Origin of the sequence: Clostridium sp. KNHs205 (genome assembly GCF_000702945.1) — a bacterium.
GTDB lineage: Bacteria > Bacillota > Clostridia > Lachnospirales > Lachnospiraceae > Anaerocolumna.
Window position 1 is genome coordinate 1,458,981 of the sequence record NZ_JNLE01000005.1, and the last position, 25,603, is coordinate 1,484,583.

The following is a 25,603-nucleotide window of genomic DNA, read 5'->3' on the forward strand; positions in this document are numbered from 1 at the left end:
TCTTCTCTTATAATCGTGTCAATAAATGTTCCAGCATCTGATCAATAACGGTAATATATCTGGATGAAGCATTATAGGCATGCTGGAATTTTATAAGGTTTGTCAATTCTTCATCAGAAGAGACTCCCATTATTGCCTGTCGTTGATCATCAATATTCTGTGCCATGATAGCCTGATTCTGACTGATGGTATTTAACTCATCCCCTTTTGTTGCAAGCTCACCGGTAAAATTCGTATAGTAGTCCTTAAAGGTACTCACTGCAAGGCTGTTCGGTGAAAGTGAAGCAAATGGTTTACTCCAGAGATCTGTTAAGGCCTGGGCAGTTTTCATATCGACTTCGTTGCCTTCTTTGCTGGTGCTTAACGGGATCTTTGAATAATTATTTTTTATATTAGGATTGATTTCAATCTCTCCGAGTGTAAAAAGAGAATATATATCGGAAGGATCTTCCTCATTATATTTCTTTACGGTTATGGTCTGCAATGTTCCGCTGGCATCATAAACCTGTATGGATTCTTCACTGTATCTCTCAGTAGATTTACGATTAAACAGTGCTTCACCCTGTGTATGATCCGGTAAATCCATACCATAAGGAGCTTTTTCTTCGTCGAGGACCTTAATCTTCTTGACGATCGTGCCGTCGGGTTTTACAATGGCATCCTTTACAACATCTCCGCCGACAGTTACTATTTGATTACCATCTGCATCAACGGTTACCATTCCGCCAATTACGGCCTGCTCGATTTCTTTATTGGGAGCTAGAATGTCATTAATGGCGGTTACCATACCATGTATCAATTGATCAAACTGAGCTTGGGTGGTCATAATGACAGATACATTTACATTTTTGTTATATTCCGCTGCTTTTACTTCATAAGCCGCCAGATCTGCTTTATACTTATTCTGATCCGTATAATCTGCTTCTACGGGTTTAACAGGTATATCCGTATAATTGGCTTTTTCTGAACCCCTTGCTACAAGAAGGCCTCTTAAAGAGCCTATATCAGATTGATTTTCAGTGGTACTGGGTCTGTCTAAGTTAAACACATCCGTATTAAAAGCTACCCACACCGGTTTAAGAAAATCTGATGATTCACTAACCTTGGCAACACCCATTTTGTTGGTTCCGGTTTCGGTTACTAATGGCATATCCTCCGCTGAAACAGTAACTACACCATTTGCGTTTTCCTTATAGGAAATATTTATCAATCCGCCCAATTCATCTAAAAGATTGTTTCTCTCATCTCTTAAATCATTGGCATTTTCTACGCCATTACTTTCATACAGACTTATTCTTCTGTTTAAATCACTGATGCCGGTAGCAATTTCATTTATTCTTGAAACTTTATCCGATATCTGTTTGTTCAGATTCAGCTGATATTCATTCAGCTGCTTGTATATAGTGTTTGCTCTTTCCAGTAAACTCTCAGCATTCTGTACAAGAGTGGCTCTTACTTCGATTGCATCGGGCTGCTTTGACAACTCCTGAATAGAGGTCCAAAAATTCTTAAGTGAATCTTGAAATGCTACTCCTTCCAATTCACCGAACATGCTCTCTACTTCCTGAACACTTTCATACTGAGCTTCGTAAAAAGCCTGACGTCCTACCTCTGTGCGATAGGATTTGTCATAGAAGATACTCCTGACCTGCCGGACAGTTTCAATGTTAACGCCCAGGCCGGTCTGAAGTGTGGAAATGTGGTTAACGCCCCACTTCTGGTAAGCAAAATCCGCCATCACCACCTGTTGTCTTGTATAACCCTTGGTTCCAACATTAGCCAGATTATGGGCAGTAGTGTTTAATGCATTCTGGCTTGCTGTAAGACCTGATACTCCTACCTGTAAACTACTTGATAAGCTCATAAGATTTCACCTTCTTTTGTAAATTTGTGTGTTGGATGTTTCCATTCAAATTTGTTATATGCATTACAATGAAGCAATCACTGTTTTGCGTCAAACATCCCCGCCTGACCCTGGAGTACATCCACTTCAGATGCTCCTCTGTTATAGCTGTGATTCCCCGGTGACATCCTTGTACTCTGTATAAAATTCATATTGAATTCTATCATCTCTAGGGATTGTTGGATTAACGACTTGTTATGATTATTAATTTCTACAAGATTTTGAACGGTTCTTTTTAGAGTGTCATGAATTTCGATTAGTTTGTTCTTTTCTACTGGCTGCTTGTCCATCATTTGGATAACAGCTTTGATATTTATTGTTGCCGGATCTTTGCTGACTACAACTCCAATGTTTCGAATGATCTCTTCACGCCTTTTCTCCAAGGCATTGATGTCATCTGCCAAATGCTGTTCTTTCTCGGTGATTGCGTGAAGAGCATTTAAGTCATTCTTTACAATAATCTGTGTTTTCTCTCTTGCCATGGGGAGAAGCTCTTTATAGATCTCACATTCATGGTCTAATGTTGTGATTAATTCTTCAATCAAACTAGCCACAGCTCAACCTCTTTCTAATACGGATTAAATGGTTTTCTCAAAGTATCTGTCCAGGATATGGGAAGCTACTTCTTCCATGTTTACATTGTACGTTCCGGATTGCATTTTGTTTTTGATATCCTTAACTTTATCTTCCCTGACATCCGGTGCCTGACTGAGAGCCAGTTTCGCTGTCTGGTAGTCCTTTGCTGTATTTGAGATTTCCAGCTTATCTTTTCCAGCTGCATTTACGCTTTTGGAAGTCTTTTGTATGTTATTGGTCTGATACACTTGTGAAATTTTGTTATATGCATCAATTCTCATTTTATTCACCACCTGTCTAATTACTGTATGCTTATCATGTTATATTTATCGGACGTATGACCTATTATATTAAGAGCAAATTGAATTTTTTTATCGGTATTAAGCTTTTTTATAGAGGATTCGTAAGAAATATCCTATATTACAAGGCTTCGTTTCAAGCTTTTGCAATCCAAATAATACCATGGCAAGACAAAAAAGTCCTATGCGACGACTTAATAAATTCGTACTGTCTGTCTATTATATTATATACAATAAATCGATAATTGATTGCATTTATATACAGAAACAAAATTTAACAGGTATAAGGCCGCTTCACAGAACTTAATTAGCTAACTACTAATGTTGTCCTTACCTTAAATTATATGCGAGTACTATGCTGATTTTACTGGTGTATTCATTATCAGCAGCAAAGTATATTGTGTAATGGTCAGTTGTAGTCAGTGCAGATGTCAAGTAAAGTTATATGACTCAGTTTGACAGTTTCACTAATCAGTTGTCATTTTCATGCTGAAAAAAACAGGATCTGGCGCATGCCAAACCCTGTCTCTAATCATTTATTTTACTGACCTTCAAATTATGTCTAATAAATTTTTTCTTATCTAGTATTACTTTTAATACTTCATATCCTTTAAAACATCGCAGAAATCAAAGGTGCTGAAATAGTCCTTAGGCGTTTCTTTTCTTCTTATTAATTTAACAGAACCATCCTCCTGCAGTAAAAGCTCCGCTGATTTTAATTTACCATTATAGTTATATCCCATGGCATAACCATGAGCTCCGGTATCATGAATGACAACAAAATCACCTATATCAATCTTTGGAAGCATGCGGTCTACCGCAAATTTGTCATTGTTTTCGCAAAGAGAGCCGGTAACATCATATTTACAATCACAAGGTTCATTCTCCTTGCCCATTACTGTAATATGGTGATATGCACCGTACATAGCCGGTCTCATAAGGTCTACTGCACAAGCATCAAGGCCAATATATTCCTTATAGATATGCTTCTCATGAATGGCAGTTGTCACAAGATGACCATATGGAGCAAGCATGAAACGGCCAAGCTCCGTAAAGATAGCTACCTCCTCCATACCGGCAGGTACCATTACCTCTTGAAAGGCTTTTCTTACGCCTTCACCGATTACCAGAATATCATTAGGCTCCTGCTCCGGTCTGTAGGGGATACCCACACCACCTGAAAGGTTGATGAATTTAATATCTGCCCCGGTCTTTTCCTTTAACTCAACTGCCAGTTCAAACATTATTTTAGCAAGAACCGGATAGTATTCATTGGTAACTGTATTGCTGGCAAGGAAGGAGTGGATACCAAAGTGCTTGGCACCAAGACCTTTAAGCTTCTTAAACCCTTCAATAAGCTGTTCTTTTGTAAACCCGTATTTAGCATCACCGGGGTTATCCATAATACCGTTGCTTATGGTGAATACACCTCCGGGATTATAACGGCAGCAGATTGTCTCCGGTATTCCTCCAAGCTTATCCAGAAATTCTATATGTGTAAAATCATCCAGATTTATAATGGCATTTAATTCTTTCGCTTTAATATATTCTTCCGGAGGTGTGGTATTTGATGAAAACATAATGTCTGAGTCAGTAAAGCCCAGCGCATCCGACATCATAAGTTCTGTCATGGAGGAGCAGTCCGCCCCGCAGCCTTCCTCCTGTAAGATTTTAAGAATAAATGGGTTGGGAGTTGCTTTTACTGCAAAATATTCTTTAAAGCCCTTATTCCAGGCAAAAGCCTGCTTCAACTTTCTGGCATTCTCTCTGATACCTTTCTCATCATAGAGATGAAAAGGTGTGGGATACTCTTTTACAATTTCCTGTAATTGTTCTTTCGTCACAAAGGTTTTCTTCATACGGCTTCATCCTTTCCACATAAATTGCCTGTACATCTAAGTTAAATATTACCCGTTATTGGCGCTTTGGAAGCGCTCCGAAAAATGTTATTTCATATAAGGAACACTATATTATATCAGATGGCACTTGTCAATATGTTAATAGCCATAAAAGGTCGTTTATTTGAGAAAGATTATCAATATTTATTATTTTACCACAAATGGGATGATTTCTTCTATCTTTCGCTCCTCAACCACCGCCATATAATCCTGTATTGTTAATAAGGGAGCCGTTACCAGTATTCCGCCATGCCTGTCTCTTTTGTGATGTGCATCGGAGCCGCCTGTTACCGGCTTGTCCCACTTAACAGCATAATCTTCTGCCAGATGGTTGAACAGAGCTTCTTTATTCCCTCCGTTCATAACCTCTATAGCATCTGCCAATTCAGGTACAGGCTTTAAGTCTGCTAAAAGCCTGCGGTTTCTGTAAGGATGTGCATGAACTATAAAACCTCCGCTTTCCTTAATCTTCTGATAATGAGTTTGCAGATCCATGTACAGGATATTACGGTTTTCAAGAAGCCACTCTTTACCCAATCCATAAATTAAGAAATCCATTCCTTTTATGCTCTCTTCCCATCCAAAAAATACAGAAAGCCCTATTTCATTTCCTTCTTTCAGAGCCTCTTCATAGCCCTTCACAAAACCATTCACCCACTGTTCCCAGGATAGTTTTCTTGATACGGCAGTGTTACCGTTATAAAAATGATCTGTAATAATTATTCCGTCATACCCAAGTTTTTTATATAACCTCGCCTGATCCCTGCCGCTAAAATCAGCACAGGCGCTTCCTTCTCTTGTGTGAACATGGGTATCATATTTATATAATTTCATGGTTATATACCTTTCCTTCTGTCAACCTATGTAAATAGGTTCCGCTGCTGTTAACTTCTGTTAATATGAAAGCTGTTTTAAATTGTTAATTCCTTTGATTAGTATATCTCCATTGTAATGAAAATAACAGTTCTTTTCATGCATAACATAAGGGAATAATAATTCAATAGAAATCTATATTTACTTTTATTTGCATCAAGTATATACTTTTTATAACCCTAAGTGGTTCTGATGTTTTTTAATTTTTCAGAACTACCAAGGTAATGCATGTAGGGCCTTTTACTACTTGACAATGATCTGAAAAATTGTATGATATGGACTTATACCATAATACCAGATAATTATACAAAAAATTATATATTAATCTGTAATAAACAACAGAAAGGATACTAGGATGGAGTTAGTTGAACAATTAATACATTTCGGGCTTACCAGGCAGGAATCTACCATCTACCTGACACTGCAGGTAAACGGAGAACTAACCGGATATGAGGTTGCAAAGCTGACTGGTATATCCCGCTCCAATACCTATAATGCATTAGCCGGCATAGTAGAAAAAGGGGCAGCTTATGTTATGGAGGGCAATGTAACAAAATATACTGCAGTTCCTTTCGAAGAATTCAGCCGCAATATCATACGCAATCTGGACAGTATACGAGAAATGATTATCAAAAACATGCCCGCCAGAAAAAAAGAAACCGATGGCTATATTACAATTAAAGGAGAAGAAAATATTTTAAATAAACTCCGTAATATGTTAGAGGAATGCCAGAAACGTATTTACATATCTGTCTCTTCCTATATTCTGGATATTATAAAAGCTGACCTTAAAAAGCTCGTGGAACGAGACATTAAGGTTGTTATCCTTACGGATAAGCCACTGAAGCTGGAAGGTGCCATAATATACGGAAAAGAACAGGTTAACTGCCAGGTCCGGTTAATTGTGGATTCCTACAAAGTCCTGACAGGGGAAGTAAATGATAAAGAGTTTTCAACCTGCCTGTATTCAAAGAATCAGAATCTGGTGGATGTATTTAAAGAGATGCTGCAAAACGAGATTACACTGATTCAGATGGCAGAGCAAGCCCATAAGAACTAATATGTATACTACATTCAAAGAAGAAATGACTTATGCGTGGTTGTTTCTTTTTTTGTCCCAGTGTTTAAATATTGATTAAATGCATTATACTCCTTATCATATACTCCTCCCACTGAATCCTTACTCCTTAAATTCAGCACTGTCTAATACCTTACAGGTATAGAAATTCTGGATTTTCACCTTTAAATATGTTAGAATAGAAATAATTGATTGATTTACGAAAGGAAATAAATGTATGGAACAATATACCGGCAGTCAGATAGTAGTCCTTGAAGGTTTGGAGGCTGTAAGAAAGCGCCCTGGTATGTATATCGGCAGTACCGGCTCCAGAGGCCTTCATCATCTTATCTGGGAAATCCTTGATAACGGCATAGATGAGCACCTTGGAGGTTACTGCACACAGATACATGTAACACTGAAAAAGGATGGAGGAATCACATTACGGGATAACGGACGTGGTGTTCCTGTTGATATCCATCCCACCAAACATATTCCTACCGCCCGTGTGGTATATACCATTTTACATGCCGGCGGAAAGTTCGGCGGTACAGCCTATAAGGTATCCGGAGGACTTCACGGCGTAGGCGCTTCCGTTGTAAATGCCTTATCAAAGCGTATGATCGTTGAAATTCATCAGGACGGAAAAATTTATCAGGACGAATACCAAAACGGTGGACATCCTGTCACTGAACTGGTAGACGGTTATCTTCCTGTTGTCGGAAAGTGCAATAAGAGCGACACCGGAACCCAGGTGACCTTCTACCCTGATGATACCATATTTGAAACCGTAGAATTCAAAGCTGATACCATTAAGAAAAAACTAAAAGAAGTAGCTTATTTAAATAAAAATCTCTATATCCGTTTTCAGGATGAGAATACCGGAGAAGATGTAACTTACCAGGAGGAGTTCGGAATCAAAAGCTTCGTTGCTTATTTAAATCGTGATACGGAAATCCTCCACGAAGAACCGGTCTATATTTCAGGTCAGAACGGTGATATTGAAGTTGAAGTGGCTTTTCAGTATACCCAGTCTTACAATGAACAGATTAATGCCTATTGCAACCGTATAAATGTCGTTGACGGCGGAACCCTTGTTACCGGCTTTAAAACAGCCTTAACCAGAGTAATAAATCAGTATGCCAGAGAACTTGGCACCTTAAAGGATAAGGACGAGAATCTGGACGGTAAGGATATCCGTAATGGCCTGGTGGCGATTATATCTATCAAGCATCCGGATCCTCAGTTTGAGGGACAGACAAAAACCAAGCTTGGCAATACCGACGCCAAAAGTGCTGTTGATGATGTTTTTTCCACTGAAGTCCAGAGATATTTTGATAAAAATATAGAAGTATTAAAACGCATAATCGATAACTCCATGAAATCCTACAACGCAAGAAAAGCCGGAGACAAAGCAAGGCTTGCAGTATTAAAACAACTTTCAGACTCAGATGCCAAGACGAAACTTGCCTCCTGTTCCTCCAAAAAAGCAGAGGAATGCGAAGTATATATCGTAGAGGGCGATTCTGCAGGTGGAACTGTAAAAACCGCAAGAGACAGACGTACTCAGGCAGTACTTCCTTTAAGAGGTAAAATCTTAAATGTGGAGAAATCCTCTCTAGAGAAGATCTTAGTAAACAATGAGATCAAATCAATGATTGCCTCCTTTGGCTGCGGTATCGGGGATGATTTTGATATCAATAAATTGCGTTATGGCAAGATAATCATCTTAACCGATGCAGACGTGGACGGTGCACATATCAGTACTCTCCTAATGACTTTCTTTTACCGGTTTATGCCTGAATTGATTCTGGAAGGAAAGATATACAGAGGACTGCCGCCTTTATACAAGGTGGACTACGAAACTACCGTAAAAAATAAGAAAAAGAAGCAATCAGAATATCTCTTTAACGATTTTGAACTGGAGAAATTCCGAAAAATAAAAGAAAATAAGATAATAGCCCTTCAGCGTTATAAAGGTCTTGGTGAAATGGACGCCTCCCAGCTCTGGGAAACCACACTGAACCCGGATACCCGCGTACTTGCTCAGGTTACCATCAGTGATACCATGGAAGCAGATGAAATAACTTCTCTCCTTATGAGCAATAACGTTCCTCCCAGACGAAATTTTATAATGGAAGAAGCAAAATACGCAAAGCTTGATATATAAACGATGACACCATGAATTATGAGAGCGTATAAACTATCATCCTGCTTAGTGTCAGTGCAACATCCGCAGACAAACGCAGTATGTGATAAATGATGTAGGGATTAGTAAGAGTTTTCCACTTTAGATTAGAACATTCCAGGCATGAATAGGTGTTTTGTTTGGAAATTACAGCAATTCCGCTTTTGATTAATACATTCAAAGGCACAAATGGATGCCAGTGTGGAAATTAAACAATTTTCACCTTTGACTGAAGCACGCCTAGATTCCAATGGGTATTAAAAAGCCCAAATAAGCTCAGAGAGTGCAAATCCTGACTTTTTCAGGAATCATATAGGTAACAGAAAAGCACGACATCATGTCGTAAGAAGTGAAGGAAAATTTATTAGAAAGGCTGCCACGCTAAGATTCTTTCACTCATTTTGATTTGTGGCAGTATCGCAGCCTGGCCTGCGATAGACAATGGGTATACACATGAAAGAGACAACGGAAAATATCATACAGCTTGACTATTCGGAGGAAATGCGTAATTCCTTTAGAGATTATGCCATAAGCGTAATTATCGCAAGAGCTCTTCCTGATGTCAGGGACGGCTTGAAGCCGGTACAAAGAAGAATATTGTATGCTATGAAGGAACTGGGCCTGGACCCACAGAAACCGCATCGTAAAAGTGCCCGTATCGTAGGTGATACCATGGGTAAATACCACCCCCACGGTGACAGTTCCATTTATGATGCCCTGGTACGAATGACAGAGGACTATTCCATGTCCATTCCTTTAGTAGACGGCCACGGAAACTTTGGCTCCATTGACGGTGACGGCAGTGCGGCAATGCGTTATACAGAGGCCAGATTATCCGATGGTGCTATGACAATGCTTGACCATCTGGAAAAGGGGCTGGTACCCTTCATTCCCAACTTTGACGACAGCGAGAAAGAACCGGTTGTACTGCCGGCAATGATTCCGAATCTTTTAATCAACGGCTCTACAGGAATTGCTGTAGGTATGGCAACGAACATACCTCCCCATAACCCGGCAGAGGTAATAGACGGTGCCATTGCTTATCTGGACAACCCCGAAATCACCCTTGATAAATTAATGAAATATATACCCGGCCCTGATTTCCCTACGGGCGGTATTATCATAAACCAGGAAGATATCCGTAACATCTATGAAACCGGAGAAGGAAAAATTCGTCTTCGTGCCGCTACGGAAATTGAAAACGGAGAAAACGGCCGTAAAAACATCATAATCACAGAGATTCCCTATACTGTAGCCGGTAATAAGACCAAACTGGTAGAAAATCTGGTTATCCTAATGAAAGACAAGGTCTTTGATGAAATCTATGATGTAAGGGATGAATCCTCAAAAGAAGGAATTCGTGTCGTAATCGAAGTTAAAAAAGACCGTGATACAGAAAATCTGCTTAACGGACTATATAAGAAGACTCTGATGGAAGATACTTACGGTGTTAATATGCTGGCCGTAAAAGAACAGCAGCCTATGGTTTTCTCCTTAAAAGCCATGCTGAAGGAATTTATTGTATTCCAGGAGGAGCTTTATACCAAAGAGTACGAACATCTACTGGCTAAGACAGAAAACAGGCTGGAAATCGTAGACGGATTAATTCGTGCTACCGATGTAATAGACCTGATTATAGAAATACTGCGAGGCAGCTCTTCTATCGGACAAGCCAAAGCCTGTCTGACCGCCGGAGACATTACAGATATCAAGTTCAAATCCAAAGCTTCCGAAAAGCAGGCCAAAACCCTTGACTTTACAGAACGTCAGGCGGAAGCAATCCTTGCCATGCCATTGAGCCGATTAATCGGACTGGAGATTCTTAAACTGCATGAGGAAAATGATTCCTTAAGAAACAGTATAGAAAATTACAAGCTAATCCTAAGTGACAAAGCAGAATTGTACAGGGTAATAAAAACCACCCTGAAAGAATATAAAAAGACTTTTAACATACCAAGAAGAACGCAGCTATCCTCTATAACAAACGTAGATTATGTGGAAGAAGTAAAAATAGAAGACCTATATATCCTCATAGACCGGTTCGGCTATACCAAATCCATAGATTCCGTTTCTTATACAAGGCTTTCAGAGGATACCATAAAGGAATATCCGAATATTATCCTATGCAAAAATACAGATAAGCTATGCCTCTTTACTGCGGAAAGTAATATGCATCAGGTCAAAGTATCACAGATACCCAAATGCAAGATTAAGGATAAAGGCGCCCTGATTCATACGCTTTGCAAGGTAGATAAAGAGAATATCCTCTTATATACCTCCTTCGAACAGCTCTTTGAGTCACAATTAGTATTTTCAACCAAAGCCGGTTTTATAAAACTGGTATCCGGAATAGAGTTTGAGACAATTCGCTCTACGATCTCGGCTACGAAACTGGAAGCGGGAGATGAAATCGTAAGTATCATAATGTTATCAGCCAGTGAAGCACTGGCAAAAGATTCAAAAGTTATACTTCTGACAGAAAAAGGTGCCTCCTTAGGCTTCCAGTTAGAGGAGATACCTGAAATGAAGAAAACCGGCAGAGGTGTTAAATCTATTGAACTTGAAAAAGGTGATTCTGTTGTCCTAACTGTCATCCCCAAACCGACGGATGAATATTTCCTGTTCAAGGAAAAAGAATTATGCATCAAGAAAGTCCGCCTAAGAAAGAGAGCGCAAAAAGGACAGAAGGCACAGCTAGAGAAATAAATTTTAATTACTGATAAGTTTATTACTAATGTCCCGCAACCTTTATCATAGAACCTTAAAACAATTTAATTATAGTTCAAGAGTGTCAAAAACCCATACTTCCATACGATTTCAGGAGAGTTACGCAAAACAGAAAGAACGAATGCGCCTATGGAAAGGCATTAGAAGTCCTTTTCTCTGATGATTTCGTGCTATATTATAAAACTGATTGTTTGAGCGAAGCGAGTTATCAGTTTTATAATATGCCAAGCACAAAATCATCAGAGAATTAGGACTTCTTATGCCTTGGAATTGAAGCATGAGTTCTTTCTGTTTTGCGTAACTCGCCGTCCCCTTGTGAAAACCTCTCTTTTGCCCTAAAATGATAAATTCTTAAATACCAAAAAAACAACCGCCTGGTCTTAAATCTTGTGTTAATACCTTTCATCAGACACATAATTATGTCTAACAATTGTTATTAACTCCATACTTTAAAAACCTGGCGGTTATTTTATTCAGATTTATCTTAAATACACCTATCCTCGAGTCTAGCAGTATTCAGCACAGTGCAATAAGTCCCCAGATACACCCCGGCACTGAAACATCCCGCTCTTATCTGCTTCCTTTATCATAAGGAATTCCTTCCGCCTTAGGCGCCTGCGAATTCCTGGAAGAGAAAGCAAGAATAACAAGAGTCGCAATATAAGGAATCATCTTATACACTTCCGTTGAAATAGGAAGTGTCTTCAAAACCGGAACAACAGAATATGCGGAAGCAAAAGTCTTCATGATACCAAAGAAGAAAGCAGCTGCAATAATCTTGTTTGTTCTCCACTGACCAAAGATCAGTACTGCAAGTGCAAGGAAACCATAACCAGCTACACTGGCATTAAAATTCGTGGAGGTCGGTACGATAAATACCAATCCACCTATACCGGCTAACGCACCGGAAATCACCACACCGGCATAACGAATTTTGTAAACATTGATACCTACAGAATCTGCTGCCTGGGGATGTTCGCCACAAGCCCGCAGTCTTAAACCGAATCTGGTCTTGTTGATAACAATACCAGCCACAATAGCAATACCTAATCCGATATAGGTTGTAATATAAGCATTTCTGAATAATAACGGTCCGATAAACGGAATATCTCCCAGAAACGGAACCTTATTCATATGAAAAGTATCTTTAAACTGGATCTGCTGTACACCCTGAAGCATTCTGGCTACGAATACTACAAAAGCCGGTGCAAATAAATTCAGGGCAGTACCGCTGATGGTCTGATCAGCTTTAAGATTAATAGACGCAAATGCATGTAACAGAGAGAATATACCACCTGATATGGCTGCTACCAATAAAGCCAGTAACAGAAGGAGCTGACCGCTCATCCTGGACTCAAAGATATGGATGAAGCCGATACCAAAGAATCCTCCCATAACCATTATACCTTCTAAGGCAATGTTAACTACACCGCTTCGTTCGGAGAACATTCCTCCTAAGGCCACGATTAAGAGAGGAATTGCGAAAAACATGGTCTGCTGTACGATAAAATATAAAATATCCATTATTTTTCCTCCTTTACTGCGGCTGTCTCAGAAGGTTTTCTTCTTATTTTGCCGATGATACTCTTTATTAACAACGCGAAAGCACCAAAGTATATGATAGTAGCGATAATAATATCTACGATCTCAGGCACGAAATCATAGAGCTGTATATTGTTTCCGCCTACTGTAATGTGTCCGATAAAAAGTCCTGCAAACAGTATACCGATGGGATTGGACATACCAAGGAGCGCTACCGATATACCATTAAAGCCCTGTGGAGCCAGTACATCCAGAACCTGCATATACTTACCGGAACCTGCAAGGTAGAGAAGTCCGCCGCCAAGTCCGGATAATGCTCCGGCTATGGTCATGGATAGAATAATGTTTCGTTTTGCATTGATTCCGGCATAACGGCTGGCATCAGGACTCAATCCGCAGGCTTTCAGCTCAAAACCAAAGGTTGTTTTGTTCAATACAATATAAACGATAATAACAGCTAAGACAGCGATAAAAATACTGATATTTATGTTATTGGATTTGAATAATTTGTCCAGTCCGGCTTTTGGTATAATTGCTGTCTTGGCAACGGGTACGGACTGACTCTTAATAGGATCGTATACGAACTTAACAATTAAGATATTTACCAGATACATACCGATATAATTCATCATAATAGAGGTAATTACTTCATTAACATTTGCAACTGCTTTTAAGATACCGGGAACCATTCCCCATAAAGCTCCGGCTATCAGAGCTCCGATAAGTGCTACCACCCAGTGAATTTCCCCAGGTAAAAAGGTCCATTTTACACCAATGTAAACTGCTGCAAAAGCTCCGCAGGTAAACTGGCCGGAGGAACCTATGTTAAAAAGTCCTGTTTTAAAGGCAAAGCCTACGGATAAACCGGTCAGTATAATGGGTGTGGACAGATAAAATACCTGTGCAATGCCCACCAGACCATCGGTAAATCCTCCCTTTAGTATCATTCCGAAAGCCGGGAAAGCCTGCTTGGAATTACTAAAAAGCAATATGATCAATCCGATAAGAAGTCCGGCAGCAATTGCTATAATGGATGCAATAAAATCCTTGCCGCCCTTGCTTAACATAAATTTCCGCTTCTTCATATATATCCTCTTTCCTGCTCTTGGCATAATTCTTATTTCAGTACCCGAAAATAACTTAAGCGGTTTAACGGAAACCGTCTATTTTAACTGTTTCAGGTTCAGCTGACAGACAACCATACTGCAAAGTTATCCGTTAATAACCGTTTAAATACAAGAATTAAGCACCCGGCTTTTCATTCGCAATTTTTCTTTTGGAGCCGGACATATAAAGTCCAAGTTCCTGTACAGTTACCTCTTTCGGATTAAGGTCAGCAACAATCTCACCCTCATACATAACAAGAATGCGGTCACTGACATCCATTACTTCATCTAATTCAAGGGAAACTAAAAGTACGGCTTTTCCATTATCCCTCTGTTTTATCAGCTGTTTGTGTATATATTCCGTAGCACCGATATCAAGTCCTCTGGTAGGCTGTACGGCAAGTACGATATCCGGGTCCCTGTCAAGTTCCCTGGCAATGATAACTTTCTGCTGGTTACCACCTGACATGCCCCTGGTAACTGATTCTTCGTCCTGAGAACTTCTGATATCATATTGCTTAATCAGTTTTCTTGCATATTCTCTTATGGCATCAAAACGGATAAAGCCCGCTTTTTGAAATCTTGGTTCAAAATATGTCTGAAGTACTGCATTCTGCTGAAGGGTATAGTCAAGAACTAATCCATGTTTGTGTCTGTCCTCCGGTATATGTGCCATACCTGCCAGACTTCTTTTTCTGATGGAATCCTTTGTAATATCCTTACCGTTTAATGATATTTTACCGGATTGTATTGGCATAAGTCCGGTAATACCATATACAAGTTCAGACTGTCCGTTGCCATCAATACCGGCAATGCAAACAATTTCACCTTTTTTTACTTCAAAAGAAACGTCATTGACAACTTTCTTATGAGAAATTTTTGAACTAACGGAAAGCCCTTCTACTTTTAAAGTTACATTTCCTAACTTCTCTTCCGCTTTGTCAAGGTTGAAACTAAGCTTACGGCCAACCATCATCTCTGACATGGTCTCTTTGGTGGCTGTTTCCACATCGATGGTTCCGATGTATTTGCCTTTACGCAAAACAGAGCAGCGATTGGCTACCGCTTTGATTTCATTTAATTTATGTGAAATGAATATAATAGATTTGCCTTCGTCTACTAAATTCTTCATTATCTTCATCAATTCATCGATTTCCTGAGGAGTTAATACAGCAGTGGGCTCATCAAAGATCAGAATTTCATTATCCAGGTAGAGCATCTTAAGGATCTCTACTCTTTGCTGCATACCTACAGTAATATCTGAGATATAGGAATCGGGGTCAATTTTTAGTTTATAATGTTCGCTTAACTCTACAATCTTTTTTCTGGCCTCATCCATCTTAAGGAAGCCGCCTTTTACGGTCTCCCGGCCTAAAACGATACTTTCCAGGACTGTGAAATTATGCACCAGTTTAAAATGCTGGTGTACCATGCCGATATTAAGATTATTGGCATCATTGGGATTGTTGATTTTAACGGTCTTGCCGTTTATTTTAATCTCTCCCTGCTCCGCTTGATATAAACCAAATAAAACGCTCATTAACGTAGATTTTCCTGCTCCGTTCTCACCAAGAAGAGCATGAACTTCTCCTTTTTTAACTCGCAGCGTTACATCATCAAGAGCTTTAAAATTACCGAACTCTTTCGTGATATGATTCATTTCAATGACATATTCCATACAGTCCTCCTAAGCTTTCTTTAAAAATGAGGGTACTTAAACTAATAGGTACCCTCATTGTTATATAAGTTGAACTTTAGTTTTCTTCGGTTAAAAACTTATAACAGCTTATATATAAATAGTCTTTATGCGTTAATTACTTAACTACTTCAACCTTTACACTTTCAACAGGAAGACCACTTGCATCCGCAATAGCTGCACCGTCAGAACCAACTGCTGTTGTGTCATTTAAGATAGTAACTTCTTTCTTAACAATCTTATCATAAATTGCTGCATAATCATCAGCTGTGAACTTTGTAAACTTGGAAGTATCCATAGGAAGCTCAACACCTTCTGTTGTAGCATCAAGTGTTACAGAGGTTCCGCCGGGGAATGCATTTGCGTAATATGTTGCTAAAGCATCATATACGGATTTCTTTAAGTTCTTCATAGAAGAAGTGATAACTGTATCAGACTCGGTAGACTGATCAACGTCAACACCGATTACTTTTGTTCCAGCAGCTTCAGCAGCCTTCATAACAGAGTTACCAACAGCACCACCGCAAGCAAAGATTACTTCTGTTCCTTCATTATACCAGGAAGCTGCTTTTGCCTGATTGTCAGGTGTTGCATCAAAGTTACCAACATAAGTGTATTTAACATCAACGCTGCCAGCAGCAAGACCTAACTCTTTTGCTGCATACTCAGCACCCTGTACAAATCCGTAACCGTAACGGATAACGGCAGGAACAGCAATACCACCCATGAAACCTAACTTGGTGTTGCCTTCTTTTACGATTGCATAACCAGCAAGGAAACCAGCTTCCTGCTCAGCATAGAAAATAGAGTAGGAGTTAGAAGCAATATCAGGAGTATAATCACCAGCGTGAGGAACACCATCTAAGATGATGAATTTTACATCAGGATATTTTGTCTGAGCTGTATGAACAGGTACTTCGAAAAGGTATCCGGGGCAAACGATAAGTTTTGCACCAGCTTTTACTGCAAGGTCAATGCTTGTCAGGTAAGCTTCATCGGATTTCTCAGTAGGTTTGTAGTATTTGTAAGTCTTGTTGTTTTCTTTTGCATAAGCTTCAACACCTTCCCAGGATCCCTGGTTAAAGGACTTGTCATCGATTGTACCGATATCGGTAATCAGAGCGATTTCATAAGTGTCAGAACCGGAATTGTCAGTTGCTTCAGGTGTTGCTTCTGTTGTAGCTTCAGGAGTAGGTGTTGCTTCTCCGGTAGAACCAGTGTTATTACCATTGTTGTTCTTTGAGCCACATGCTGCTAATGAGAATACTAATGTCATGGCTAAAGCAATACTTAATGCTTTTTTAAATAATTTCATTTTTTCATTCCTCCCTAAAAATATGTTTTTGAAAACTTTTCTTAAAATCAGCCGCACCGGGCGGCCGCTTTACAGACATTAACTACAAGCCGCAGTTTTATTTCAACAGCGGTTCTGCTTTTATGATGTGCTTACGCAATTTCCAGCGCAATCTTCATCATGTCGTGGAAGCTTTCCTGGCGTTCTTCTGCCGTTGTTGCTTCTCCTGTAACGATAGAATCGGAAATAGTACAGATAGCCAGTGCATTCTTGCCGGCTCTTGCAGCGTTCATGTAGAGAGCTGCTGCTTCCATCTCTACGCAGAGAACTCCCATTTTAGCCCATTTCATGGTACCCTGGGAATCATCATAAAAAGTATCTGAGGATAAGAAATTACCCGCCATATAGTGAATTCCCATATCTTCTGTCACTTTGATTGCTTTGGAAAGAAGGTCATAGGACGCAATTGGCGCGAAAGTGCCGGGCAATTCAAACTGGCTGGCGAAAGCTGAATTGGTGCAGGCACCCATTGCAAAGGCTACATCTCTGATCTTTAAGTCCTTATGCATGGAACCGGCAGTTCCAATGCGGATAATGTTGTCCACATCATAAAAATGATACAGTTCATAGGAATATATACCAATGGATGGCATTCCCATTCCGCTTGCCATAACGGATACCTTCTTGCCCTTATAGGTTCCGGTATATCCGTTCACTCCTCTTACAGGATTTACTAATACAGCATTTTCAAGGTAATTGTCAGCTACGAATTTAGCTCTTAAGGGATCTCCGGGCATCAATACGGTTTTTGCGAAATCGCCCTTCCCAGCCGCAATATGCGGTGTAGGTGTACTCATAGTGTTCCTCCTCTTTGCATATTTTAAATCATTGTGCACAATCTGTCTATTGGAAACATTCGAACCAAACGATACTGCGTTTATGAATGAATACAGCTGTTTTAACTTAATTATCTTAAAAAAATTCACCAAACAACTAATTAAATTAAGTTTAATGCAATCCAGTCAACAAAAGCTCCAATATATAACAATTATTTAACTTATTAATAACCCTCAGTCTTTAAGCCCTTTACAAAGTTTACTGCAGAGCTTGTGCCGATTCTTGCACATCCCGCATCGATAAAGGCTTTCAGGTCGTCCAGGTTTTTTACTCCTCCTGCAGCTTTTATCTTCACCTTGGGTCCGATATGCTCTTTGAAAAGGTTTACATCTTCCAGAGTAGCACCTCCGGTACCAAAACCTGTGGAAGTCTTGATAAAATCAGCTCCCGCATTGGTAACTGCATGGCACATTGCAATCTTTTCCTCTTTGGTCAGATAGCAGGTTTCGATAATAACCTTAAGGATTTTATCTCCGGTTATCTGCTTAAGCAGAGCAATTTCTTCTTCTACTTTCTTGTAAGCACCGTTTTTAACATCTGTAATATTGATAACCATATCAATTTCAGAAGCTCCGTCCTCCAGAGCCTGCCTGCACTCAAAGGCCTTGGTCTCTGCAGTGCTGTATCCTAAAGGAAACCCGATAACAGTACAAATATTGATCTGATCACCGTATTCCGCTTTAATACGTCCGATATAGCTGGGAGGTACGCATACAGATGCAGTGCCATATTCCAATGCTTCATCACATAATACCTTTATATCTTCCCAGGTTGCCACCGCCTTTAATTGGGTATGGTCAACATAACGCAGCATTTCTAATTCTTTCATAACAGCCTCTTTCCCAAACCTTCCTTGAATTTTTGAGTATTTGGTGATTGGTACTACTTTACTTAAATTCCACTAATGCAGTACCAGGAAACTACACAGCTACAGCATTTCTTATTGATAATATTATTTTCATAAGAAATGTATTAAATCCGCTGATTTTAGAATTTACTTCTTTCAATAGTAATATGCAGAAGAAAACTTCATTCAGCAGTTTTAAACACCCTAAGTTTATCTTACTTCGTATTTCTGCAAATAACCGCATTTTATGCATAAATATAAAACCATGATACCGAAAGAAATTACGGTTAGTATATGGTTTTTTACAAATTTAAAACATAGATTTAGTAATGGCATGCAGTTAAAATAAGATTATGTAGTAGAAAGATAAGCAGCAGAATATGAAACAGTTGCTCATATACAGCATTATCACTATTATCTTTTGTAAGTGAGGGTGCTTTGCTCCGTATATACTATCTGTTTCCTTACCTCTATACTATCACTTTTCCCTGCACTGGTCAACAAATTTTTGTGATACTTCTCACATTTTATAGCGCAAATTGTGATACTTAGAGCAAAACTTAAGGTGTTAAGAATAGTATTGAATATATATCCACAAAATGTTATAATACTAACATAAATTATGAAAAGTCAAAGGGGAGAAACTATGAGCAAGAAGACGGACCGGCTCAGCCGGCTTATTGATATTATCAAGACCAAAAACGGAGCTACCGTTAAAGAGCTTGCTTCCCTTTTAGACGTATCAGAAATGACTATCCGCAGAGATCTTGCAGTGTTAGAGCAGAATTCCATTGTTAATAATGTTTATGGTGCTGCTATCTACAATCCTTCTTATGACAGTATTTCAGATAATCAGAAAGAAGATGAGGCTAACATTACTTCTCCGAAAGGTATCGCTTCCCATAAAAATATAACCTTCCAGCAAGATATTAATTCCTGGAACCAAGCCGCTCTGCAAAAGGAGCCAGCTGCCGGAAAAGGATTCGCATCTTGGACAGAAGCTGCACTCCAAAAGGACGTTTCAAATCAGGGGAATAATAATAATATTGCTTTGCCGAAGGAGAACAATCCGAAAGAAAATAATCCTCTTTATGAATTAAATCATGCCAAAAACACTCAGGATACAGAAAAGAAGAGTATTGGTGCATTTGCTGCTTCTTATATAAATAACGGAGACATTATAGTAATTGACACCGGCTCTACCACAGAAATGCTGGCAGAAAATATTCCGGATGATTTAGAGGCCACCATTCTATGTTATAATGCAAATATCCTTAACTCCTTAAGGTTAAAAGAGAAGCTGACCCTGATATTTTCCGGCGGAAAATATCATCCTACCACACAGATGGTGGAAAGCCCTCAGGGAGTTGAACTTATAAAGAGTATGAGGTTCACAAAAGCCTTTATATCTGCAGCCGGAATTCATGCAGGACTGGGTGTAACCTGTGTCTTTGATTATGAGGTAGCTACCAAAAAGGCTATTATGGATTCCTCCGTTGAAAAAATTCTTCTTTTTGACTCCAGCAAATTCAATCAGGTTAAGCCTGCTTATTTCGGCGATCTAACCGATTTTGACGTTATTATTACCGATAATGATATATCTGAAGAGTGGAGAGAATTAATAAATTCTTATCATATTAAGCTTTATACTGTTCCTGTTTAACTTTAAATATTAACGCCGAAATTTGGGCTTCTACCATTTAAGTGAGATATCTTCAAGCCTGTTTGTAACTTTAGTTGCAGTTACATTTACAGTTGCAGTACAGTTATAGTTACAGCCACAGTTATAGTTACAGTTACAGTTACAGTTACAGTTACAGTTACAGTTACAGTTACAGTTACAGTTACAGTTACAGTTACATAAATATATATTTTTTCATAATATAATTCAAGTGTCAAAATACTAAATTCTTTATCTGATACGATTTCAGGTGAATTGTACAAAACAGAAAGAATGAATGCGCCTATGGAAAGGTATTAGAAATCCTTTTTCTCTGAAGGTTTTGTGCTATACTGTAAAACAGATTGTTTGAGCGAAGCGAGTTATCTGTTTTACAGTATAGCACAAAACCTTCAGAGAATTAGGACTTCTTATGCCTTGGAATTGAAGCATGAATTCTTTCTGTTTTGTGCAATACACCGTCCACTTCCTAAAACCAACCTACTGCACTCATCATATATAAAAGCCTCAGAGTTTATCAGGTTTGATAATTACTCTGAAGCTTTTGAAGTTTAGTGCTCTGCTGTCACAATCGTTATCAACTGCTGCAAGCAAATATTACTGCTCTTATTTCTTCCTCTTCATTAAAGGGAATTCTCCATTCTCTCTTAATTTCTTAAGTTTCTGAGTTTTAAAAGCTTTAAATCTGTCGGAATCCGATTTATCAAGAACCTTATACTCAACCATCTTATCCAATAATTTGGCTTCGTCATCCATCTCCGCTTCTAATAGTGCATAGATATCTTCTTTCTGTTCCTTGGTAAGGGATTGCCAGGCATTTTCTGCTTTTTGTATTTTCTCATCAAAAGCAGCATCTTTGCTGTCCCTATCATTTTTTACCTCTGACAGTGTTGCCGATTCAGTATTTGTATCCGCTGCGTTTACTGTTATCGTTCCTAATCCGGTTAAGCCGATAAAACCGGCCAGAGCAAGACCGCATAACTTTATTTTGTTCATTCAGCTTCCTCACTTTCCTGAACAACAAAACACTAATCTTCTATCTTAGTGTTTCCGGTAATTGTGAAAAAATTGTGAATTTTCAGAAAAGTTTAATTTTCCATTAAAATTCAATAGTCATTAGACATAATCTGCCTTTATTCTGCATAAAAAACTTACACAATCTTTACAACAGCCCACTTGCTCTCTTTCGCCTGCTTCGCTAACATAAGAATTTAGAAGAGTATACCGGCGAAGGGAGAATTGCCATGGTGAATCAATTTCAACTGCTGGAAAAAATATTAGAAGGTCAACATATAACACCTGTATATCAACCTATTGTATCCTTAATTGACGGACAGATTTATGGATATGAAGCTCTCAGCAGAATATCTGCCAAGGAGCTGGAAATGAACATTGAACAAATGTTTAAAATAGCCGATAAGCTAAATAAATCCTGGGAGCTGGAAACCTTATGCAGAACAAAGGCTCTGGAACATTCTATTAATCTAAAGGAAGGAAAAAAGCTTTTTCTTAATGTCAATTCCAATATCATTCATGACAAAAACTTTAGAGAGGGATTTACCAAAAGCAGCCTCACTGCCTATGGGCTGGACTCAGGAAATGTTATTTTTGAAATCACAGAGCGGGTTGCAGTAGTTGACAACAATGCTTTCCTGACCTCTATAAACCATTATAAAAGCCAGAACTACGGAATAGCCATTGATGACTTTGGTGCAGGTTATTCCGGTCTGAATATCATAGCAAGTGTCAGACCGGACTTTATTAAACTGGATATGAATCTTGTCAGAAATATAGATAAAGATGAAATAAAGCAGCTGGTATGCAAAGCTATGGTTGACTTCGGCAGAAATGCAGGAATCCAGTTAATCGCTGAGGGAATCGAGACAGAAGAAGAGTTAAAGACTCTGATAAAACTAAATGTTAATCTTGGGCAGGGTTATTTTCTGGGATATCCAAGAGAGTTCTTTCAAGAGGTAGAACCTTACAAGATTGATTTAATCAGATCACACCGCTCAAAAATATATACGGATAATATCAAAAGCTCCGTTTACCCCCTTATCGGATATCTCGCCAAACCAGGTGTTACCTTCCCGCCGGAGGTGATAGCAGAGGATCTGTATGAAAATCTAAGGCTTAATCCATCCATTACAGAATTTACTGTAGTTGATAAGGAGGCAGCCACAGGCTTTATGACCCGAATGGCTTTAAATGAAATGTTAGGCGGCAGATACGGCTTCAGCCTGTATTCCAAGAAAAAAATACAGCAGCTGATAAAGACAGAATTTCTAAGAGTCAATTACAACGTACCTGTCAATCAGGTTTCCAGACTTGCAATGCAGCGACCCTTTGAGCGGTTGTACAATCCCATCGTAGTGGAAAAGGATAGTAAATACTTCGGTATCGTTACCATCAAAGACTTATTGGATGCCTGCACAAAAGTGGAAGTGGATACTGCAATGCATTGTAATCCCCTTACCGGTTTGCCCGGAAACCTGTTGATTGAAAAGGAAATCTTAAGCCGTGTCTTTGGAAATACCCCTTATTGCATTACATATTATGATATTGATAATTTCAAAGCTTATAATGATGCTTATGGTTTTCAGAATGGTGATATAATGCTTGTATTAGTGGCTGACATTCTGAAAGAATGCGCTAAGAAAAACGAATTTATCGGTCATATAGGTGGCGATGATTTCATTGTGATCTGTGATTATCATGGAGGTGAGGATTATTGCAAAACCATTATAGATCATTTCACCTTAAAAGTTTCTTCACTTTACCGGGATGAAGACTTGAAGAATGGTTATATCGTATCCAAGAACCGCCATGGCGTAACAGAGAACTTTCCCATAGCCAGCTTATCAATTGCAGGTATCTCAAACCAGGTAAAAGCCTATCAAAGTATAGATGACTTCTCAAAGGATATCGCAATGCTTAAGAAAAAATGCAAACGACAGCCCGGTAATTACTATGAGATACAATAACTAACCTTTGACTTTTTCTTCCTGTAATGCGATGATAAGATGGTACATATTATTTACAGCATGGAATTCGTGTGAGCATAGCTGTTTCGATGGATTCCTGACAAAAAAAGGAGAGGTTTACATGGAAGAATGGAAATCAGACCGTATAGCATCTGCATTAAAGGGTGAAAATCCCACCGTGATAACAAGGATGAAGAGTGGATTTGTGGTACTGGCAGATCCTCAGTTCCTGCCGGGTTATTGCATCCTGCTCTCCTATCCTAAGGTATTCAGCTTAAATGACTTAAATCTCTCACAGCGATGGGACTTTCTCCTTGATATGAGCTTAATCGGTGATGCCCTGATTGAAGTGTGCAGCCCGGTAATACGTATTAATTATGATATTCTCGGGAATACCGATAATTATCTCCATGCCCATATCACTCCCCGCTATGAATGGGAAGGGGAAGCGAAAAAGCATCCTATCTGGGATTATCCGAGAGAATACTGGAGTCTTGACAAATATCAATTCTCTGAAGAAAGATGCGGGGAATTAAAGGAGAAACTGAATAGGAAACTGACGGAATTAATGAAAGTAAATTACCTTTGATACTTAGCTCTGTTGATACTTTAGCTCTGTCAGTACAAAGCTCAATCACTACATAGCTCTGTTGATACTTTAGCTCAGTCGGTACTAAAGCTCAGTTACTATTTAGCTCTGCTGATGCTTACCTCAGTCGATACAAAAGCTCTTTTGGTACTTATCTCAGTCGATGCTAAGCTCTGTTGATACTTAGCTCTTTTAAGACTTAGCTCAGCGGCATTAATTTTTACTGATAAGAATTAAAACTAACATCAATACACAGCTAGTCTACTCTCCAAGAAAGGGTGAGTACATCATTAGAGCATGATTTTCAACAATAAGCTCTTCACACAACAGCTCATCCTTTTTATTAAATATCTGGCGATACAGTTCATTATGTCTGCTGAAACCACCCCAGAATTCACTTCTCATTACATGATTTTTCTCTATGATTTTATAAGTATGTGTTGAAGATGCACTTGCTCTTATTTCGCCATTTAGATATTCCTCATCCAGCCACACACAGAGCTGGAAATCTTCTGTTGTATCATTTCTTATCATAAGGTCACCATAAGGATAGAAACAGGTGGCACCACTTCCGAAGGGCTGGGTTCGGTTAGAATCCGGAAATACATCGTAGCCATGGCGGTGTCTTTCTACCACTGTTAAAGGGGTATGCAGCACCATCCAATAGATAAGGTTAGACAGCTGGCACAGTCCGCCTCCCGGTCCATAATGAAAGGCACCTCCCTGTAATACCATTCCGTCCACATATCCTTTGCTATAGGAGGGTTTTCCGATCAGCTTCCAATAGCTTAATATCTCACCGGGACGGATTACGATTCCATTTAGCCGAAGGGCAGCCAATTTCAAATTTATGATTTTATTATATTGGTATTGCATCTCCACATCTTTGAGTTTTCTTAGCAAAATTGTTCTATGACTAAAATGCAGGCAAGGTAAAGGTGTCTCCCTTGTGAACGCAAACTTTTTATTCTTTGTCAGCCATATAGCTTTTCTTAATAGGGAATAATATAAACGCCCGCATTTTAAGCGAAGTTTGGAGCGGTTTTTAGGCTGTTGTATAACATTTTCTGCTTTACCCTTTTTTATCCGATTGTTCTTTCTCATCTTCCCGACCTCCTTATAATGTATTCCAGCTGATTGGAACACAGGTTATGACAACGTTATAGTTGGATGTACCATTAAAAACCAGGCAAATGCAGATAAACACCTTGCTGTCCTTCAAAGCTTACCTATTAAACATAAACTGATAATCTGTCAGCCTTTATTTAGAAGAAATAGACCTAGGGAGATTTTTGGAAAATATTGAACTGGTTGTAGTCGGAGGAGAATCTGAAAAATATGCAAGATCATTGGATTATTCCTGGGTGCTTTCCATCAGAGAGCAATGCCTGAGAAGAAATGTATCCTTCGAGTTCAGGTAATGCGGTACTCATTTTATAAAAGATA

The 25,603-nt window shown here is 39.0% G+C and carries 20 protein-coding genes; 7 read left to right on the forward strand and 13 right to left on the reverse strand.

What is annotated here, in order from left to right:
- Positions 1–7 precede the first annotated feature (7 nt).
- The 5 genes from flgK to BR73_RS0125755 all read right to left on the reverse strand — a co-directional run bounded on the left by flgK (position 8) and on the right by BR73_RS0125755 (position 5,510).
- Positions 8–1,864 carry a flagellar hook-associated protein FlgK gene (flgK, locus tag BR73_RS0125735; RefSeq protein WP_033168609.1) on the reverse strand — a complete coding sequence of 619 codons (1,857 nt, stop codon included), beginning with the start codon at positions 1,862–1,864 and terminating at the stop codon, positions 8–10.
- 77 nt (positions 1,865–1,941) lie between these two features.
- Positions 1,942–2,457 (reverse strand): flagellar protein FlgN, encoded by a 516-nt coding sequence (locus BR73_RS0125740; RefSeq protein ID WP_033168610.1) that lies wholly within the window; start codon positions 2,455–2,457, stop codon positions 1,942–1,944.
- Positions 2,458–2,481: 24 nt separating this feature from the next.
- Complete coding sequence (gene flgM, locus BR73_RS0125745) at positions 2,482–2,760, reverse strand: flagellar biosynthesis anti-sigma factor FlgM (RefSeq protein WP_033168611.1); 279 nt, start codon at positions 2,758–2,760, stop codon at positions 2,482–2,484.
- 611 nt (positions 2,761–3,371) lie between these two features.
- Positions 3,372–4,637 carry a diaminopimelate decarboxylase gene (locus tag BR73_RS0125750; protein ID WP_033168612.1) on the reverse strand — a complete coding sequence of 422 codons (1,266 nt, stop codon included), beginning with the start codon at positions 4,635–4,637 and terminating at the stop codon, positions 3,372–3,374.
- 186 nt (positions 4,638–4,823) lie between these two features.
- On the reverse strand, positions 4,824–5,510 hold the full coding sequence (locus tag BR73_RS0125755; RefSeq protein ID WP_033168613.1) for a PHP domain-containing protein: 687 nt from the start codon (positions 5,508–5,510) through the stop codon (positions 4,824–4,826).
- A 394-nt stretch (positions 5,511–5,904) separates the two neighbouring features.
- On the opposite strand from BR73_RS0125755, the gene BR73_RS0125760 reads away from it, so the two are divergent.
- The 3 genes from BR73_RS0125760 to BR73_RS0125770 all read left to right on the forward strand — a co-directional run bounded on the left by BR73_RS0125760 (position 5,905) and on the right by BR73_RS0125770 (position 11,500).
- Positions 5,905–6,609: a helix-turn-helix domain-containing protein gene (locus tag BR73_RS0125760; RefSeq protein WP_033168614.1), complete on the forward strand. Its 705-nt coding sequence runs from the start codon at positions 5,905–5,907 to the stop codon at positions 6,607–6,609.
- Between the two features lie 235 nt (positions 6,610–6,844).
- A complete protein-coding gene (locus BR73_RS0125765) occupies positions 6,845–8,776 on the forward strand; it encodes a DNA gyrase subunit B (protein ID WP_033168615.1) in 1,932 nt (643 codons plus the stop codon).
- A 471-nt stretch (positions 8,777–9,247) separates the two neighbouring features.
- Positions 9,248–11,500 carry a DNA topoisomerase (ATP-hydrolyzing) gene (locus BR73_RS0125770; protein ID WP_051685623.1) on the forward strand — a complete coding sequence of 751 codons (2,253 nt, stop codon included), beginning with the start codon at positions 9,248–9,250 and terminating at the stop codon, positions 11,498–11,500.
- 591 nt (positions 11,501–12,091) lie between these two features.
- Here BR73_RS0125770 and BR73_RS0125775 read toward each other — a convergent pair.
- From BR73_RS0125775 to deoC, 6 genes are all read right to left on the reverse strand, one after another.
- Complete coding sequence (locus BR73_RS0125775; RefSeq protein WP_033168617.1) at positions 12,092–13,045, reverse strand: ABC transporter permease; 954 nt, start codon at positions 13,043–13,045, stop codon at positions 12,092–12,094.
- Positions 13,045–14,148 carry an ABC transporter permease gene (locus tag BR73_RS0125780; RefSeq protein ID WP_033168618.1) on the reverse strand — a complete coding sequence of 368 codons (1,104 nt, stop codon included), beginning with the start codon at positions 14,146–14,148 and terminating at the stop codon, positions 13,045–13,047. Before BR73_RS0125780 ends, BR73_RS0125775 begins: the two co-directional genes overlap by 1 nt.
- A gap of 157 nt (positions 14,149–14,305) precedes the next feature.
- Positions 14,306–15,847: an ABC transporter ATP-binding protein gene (locus BR73_RS0125785; RefSeq protein ID WP_033168619.1), complete on the reverse strand. Its 1,542-nt coding sequence runs from the start codon at positions 15,845–15,847 to the stop codon at positions 14,306–14,308.
- Positions 15,848–15,983: 136 nt separating this feature from the next.
- Positions 15,984–17,180, reverse strand: a complete 1,197-nt coding sequence (locus BR73_RS0125790; protein WP_033168620.1) for a BMP family ABC transporter substrate-binding protein — start codon at positions 17,178–17,180, stop codon at positions 15,984–15,986.
- A gap of 131 nt (positions 17,181–17,311) precedes the next feature.
- Positions 17,312–18,016, reverse strand: a complete 705-nt coding sequence (gene deoD / locus BR73_RS0125795; protein WP_033168621.1) for a purine-nucleoside phosphorylase — start codon at positions 18,014–18,016, stop codon at positions 17,312–17,314.
- Between the two features lie 203 nt (positions 18,017–18,219).
- Positions 18,220–18,885: a deoxyribose-phosphate aldolase gene (gene deoC, locus BR73_RS0125800; RefSeq protein ID WP_033168622.1), complete on the reverse strand. Its 666-nt coding sequence runs from the start codon at positions 18,883–18,885 to the stop codon at positions 18,220–18,222.
- A gap of 664 nt (positions 18,886–19,549) precedes the next feature.
- Between deoC and BR73_RS29225 the strand changes: the two genes are divergently transcribed.
- On the forward strand, positions 19,550–20,566 hold the full coding sequence (locus BR73_RS29225; protein ID WP_051685587.1) for a DeoR/GlpR family DNA-binding transcription regulator: 1,017 nt from the start codon (positions 19,550–19,552) through the stop codon (positions 20,564–20,566).
- A gap of 624 nt (positions 20,567–21,190) precedes the next feature.
- On the opposite strand, the gene BR73_RS0125810 is transcribed toward BR73_RS29225, so the two are convergent.
- Positions 21,191–21,580 (reverse strand): hypothetical protein, encoded by a 390-nt coding sequence (locus BR73_RS0125810; protein WP_033168623.1) that lies wholly within the window; start codon positions 21,578–21,580, stop codon positions 21,191–21,193.
- Between the two features lie 248 nt (positions 21,581–21,828).
- Between BR73_RS0125810 and BR73_RS0125815 the strand changes: the two genes are divergently transcribed.
- The gene (locus BR73_RS0125815) at positions 21,829–23,568 is read left to right on the forward strand and encodes a GGDEF domain-containing protein (RefSeq protein ID WP_033168624.1); all 1,740 of its coding nucleotides are present in this window, start codon (positions 21,829–21,831) and stop codon (positions 23,566–23,568) included.
- A gap of 121 nt (positions 23,569–23,689) precedes the next feature.
- A complete protein-coding gene (locus tag BR73_RS0125820) occupies positions 23,690–24,157 on the forward strand; it encodes a DeoR family transcriptional regulator (protein ID WP_033168625.1) in 468 nt (155 codons plus the stop codon).
- 261 nt (positions 24,158–24,418) lie between these two features.
- On the opposite strand, the gene BR73_RS0125825 is transcribed toward BR73_RS0125820, so the two are convergent.
- Entirely contained in the window at positions 24,419–25,261 is an 843-nt protein-coding gene (locus BR73_RS0125825) for a VanW family protein (RefSeq protein ID WP_051685588.1), read from the reverse strand.
- Positions 25,262–25,449: 188 nt separating this feature from the next.
- On the opposite strand from BR73_RS0125825, the gene BR73_RS29835 reads away from it, so the two are divergent.
- A complete protein-coding gene (locus BR73_RS29835) occupies positions 25,450–25,578 on the forward strand; it encodes a DUF5131 family protein (protein WP_347463636.1) in 129 nt (42 codons plus the stop codon).
- Positions 25,579–25,603: the final 25 nt, after the last annotated feature.

Bases quoted from the DNA above. Each gene is read 5' to 3' on its own strand.
- flgK (WP_033168609.1), bottom strand. From the start codon at position 1,864: ATGAGCTTATCAAGTAGTTTACAGGTAGGAGTATCAGGTCTTACAGCA.
- flgM (WP_033168611.1), bottom strand. From the start codon at position 2,760: ATGAGAATTGATGCATATAACAAAATTTCACAAGTGTATCAGACCAAT.
- BR73_RS0125750 (WP_033168612.1), bottom strand. From the start codon at position 4,637: ATGAAGAAAACCTTTGTGACGAAAGAACAATTACAGGAAATTGTAAAA.
- BR73_RS0125755 (WP_033168613.1), bottom strand. From the start codon at position 5,510: ATGAAATTATATAAATATGATACCCATGTTCACACAAGAGAAGGAAGC.
- BR73_RS0125760 (WP_033168614.1), top strand. From the start codon at position 5,905: ATGGAGTTAGTTGAACAATTAATACATTTCGGGCTTACCAGGCAGGAA.
- BR73_RS0125765 (WP_033168615.1), top strand. From the start codon at position 6,845: ATGGAACAATATACCGGCAGTCAGATAGTAGTCCTTGAAGGTTTGGAG.
- BR73_RS0125770 (WP_051685623.1), top strand. From the start codon at position 9,248: ATGAAAGAGACAACGGAAAATATCATACAGCTTGACTATTCGGAGGAA.
- BR73_RS0125775 (WP_033168617.1), bottom strand. From the start codon at position 13,045: ATGGATATTTTATATTTTATCGTACAGCAGACCATGTTTTTCGCAATT.
- BR73_RS0125780 (WP_033168618.1), bottom strand. From the start codon at position 14,148: ATGAAGAAGCGGAAATTTATGTTAAGCAAGGGCGGCAAGGATTTTATT.
- BR73_RS0125785 (WP_033168619.1), bottom strand. From the start codon at position 15,847: ATGGAATATGTCATTGAAATGAATCATATCACGAAAGAGTTCGGTAAT.
- BR73_RS0125790 (WP_033168620.1), bottom strand. From the start codon at position 17,180: ATGAAATTATTTAAAAAAGCATTAAGTATTGCTTTAGCCATGACATTA.
- deoD (WP_033168621.1), bottom strand. From the start codon at position 18,016: ATGAGTACACCTACACCGCATATTGCGGCTGGGAAGGGCGATTTCGCA.
- deoC (WP_033168622.1), bottom strand. From the start codon at position 18,885: ATGAAAGAATTAGAAATGCTGCGTTATGTTGACCATACCCAATTAAAG.
- BR73_RS29225 (WP_051685587.1), top strand. From the start codon at position 19,550: ATGAGCAAGAAGACGGACCGGCTCAGCCGGCTTATTGATATTATCAAG.
- BR73_RS0125810 (WP_033168623.1), bottom strand. From the start codon at position 21,580: ATGAACAAAATAAAGTTATGCGGTCTTGCTCTGGCCGGTTTTATCGGC.
- BR73_RS0125815 (WP_033168624.1), top strand. From the start codon at position 21,829: ATGGTGAATCAATTTCAACTGCTGGAAAAAATATTAGAAGGTCAACAT.
- BR73_RS0125820 (WP_033168625.1), top strand. From the start codon at position 23,690: ATGGAAGAATGGAAATCAGACCGTATAGCATCTGCATTAAAGGGTGAA.
- BR73_RS0125825 (WP_051685588.1), bottom strand. From the start codon at position 25,261: ATGAGAAAGAACAATCGGATAAAAAAGGGTAAAGCAGAAAATGTTATA.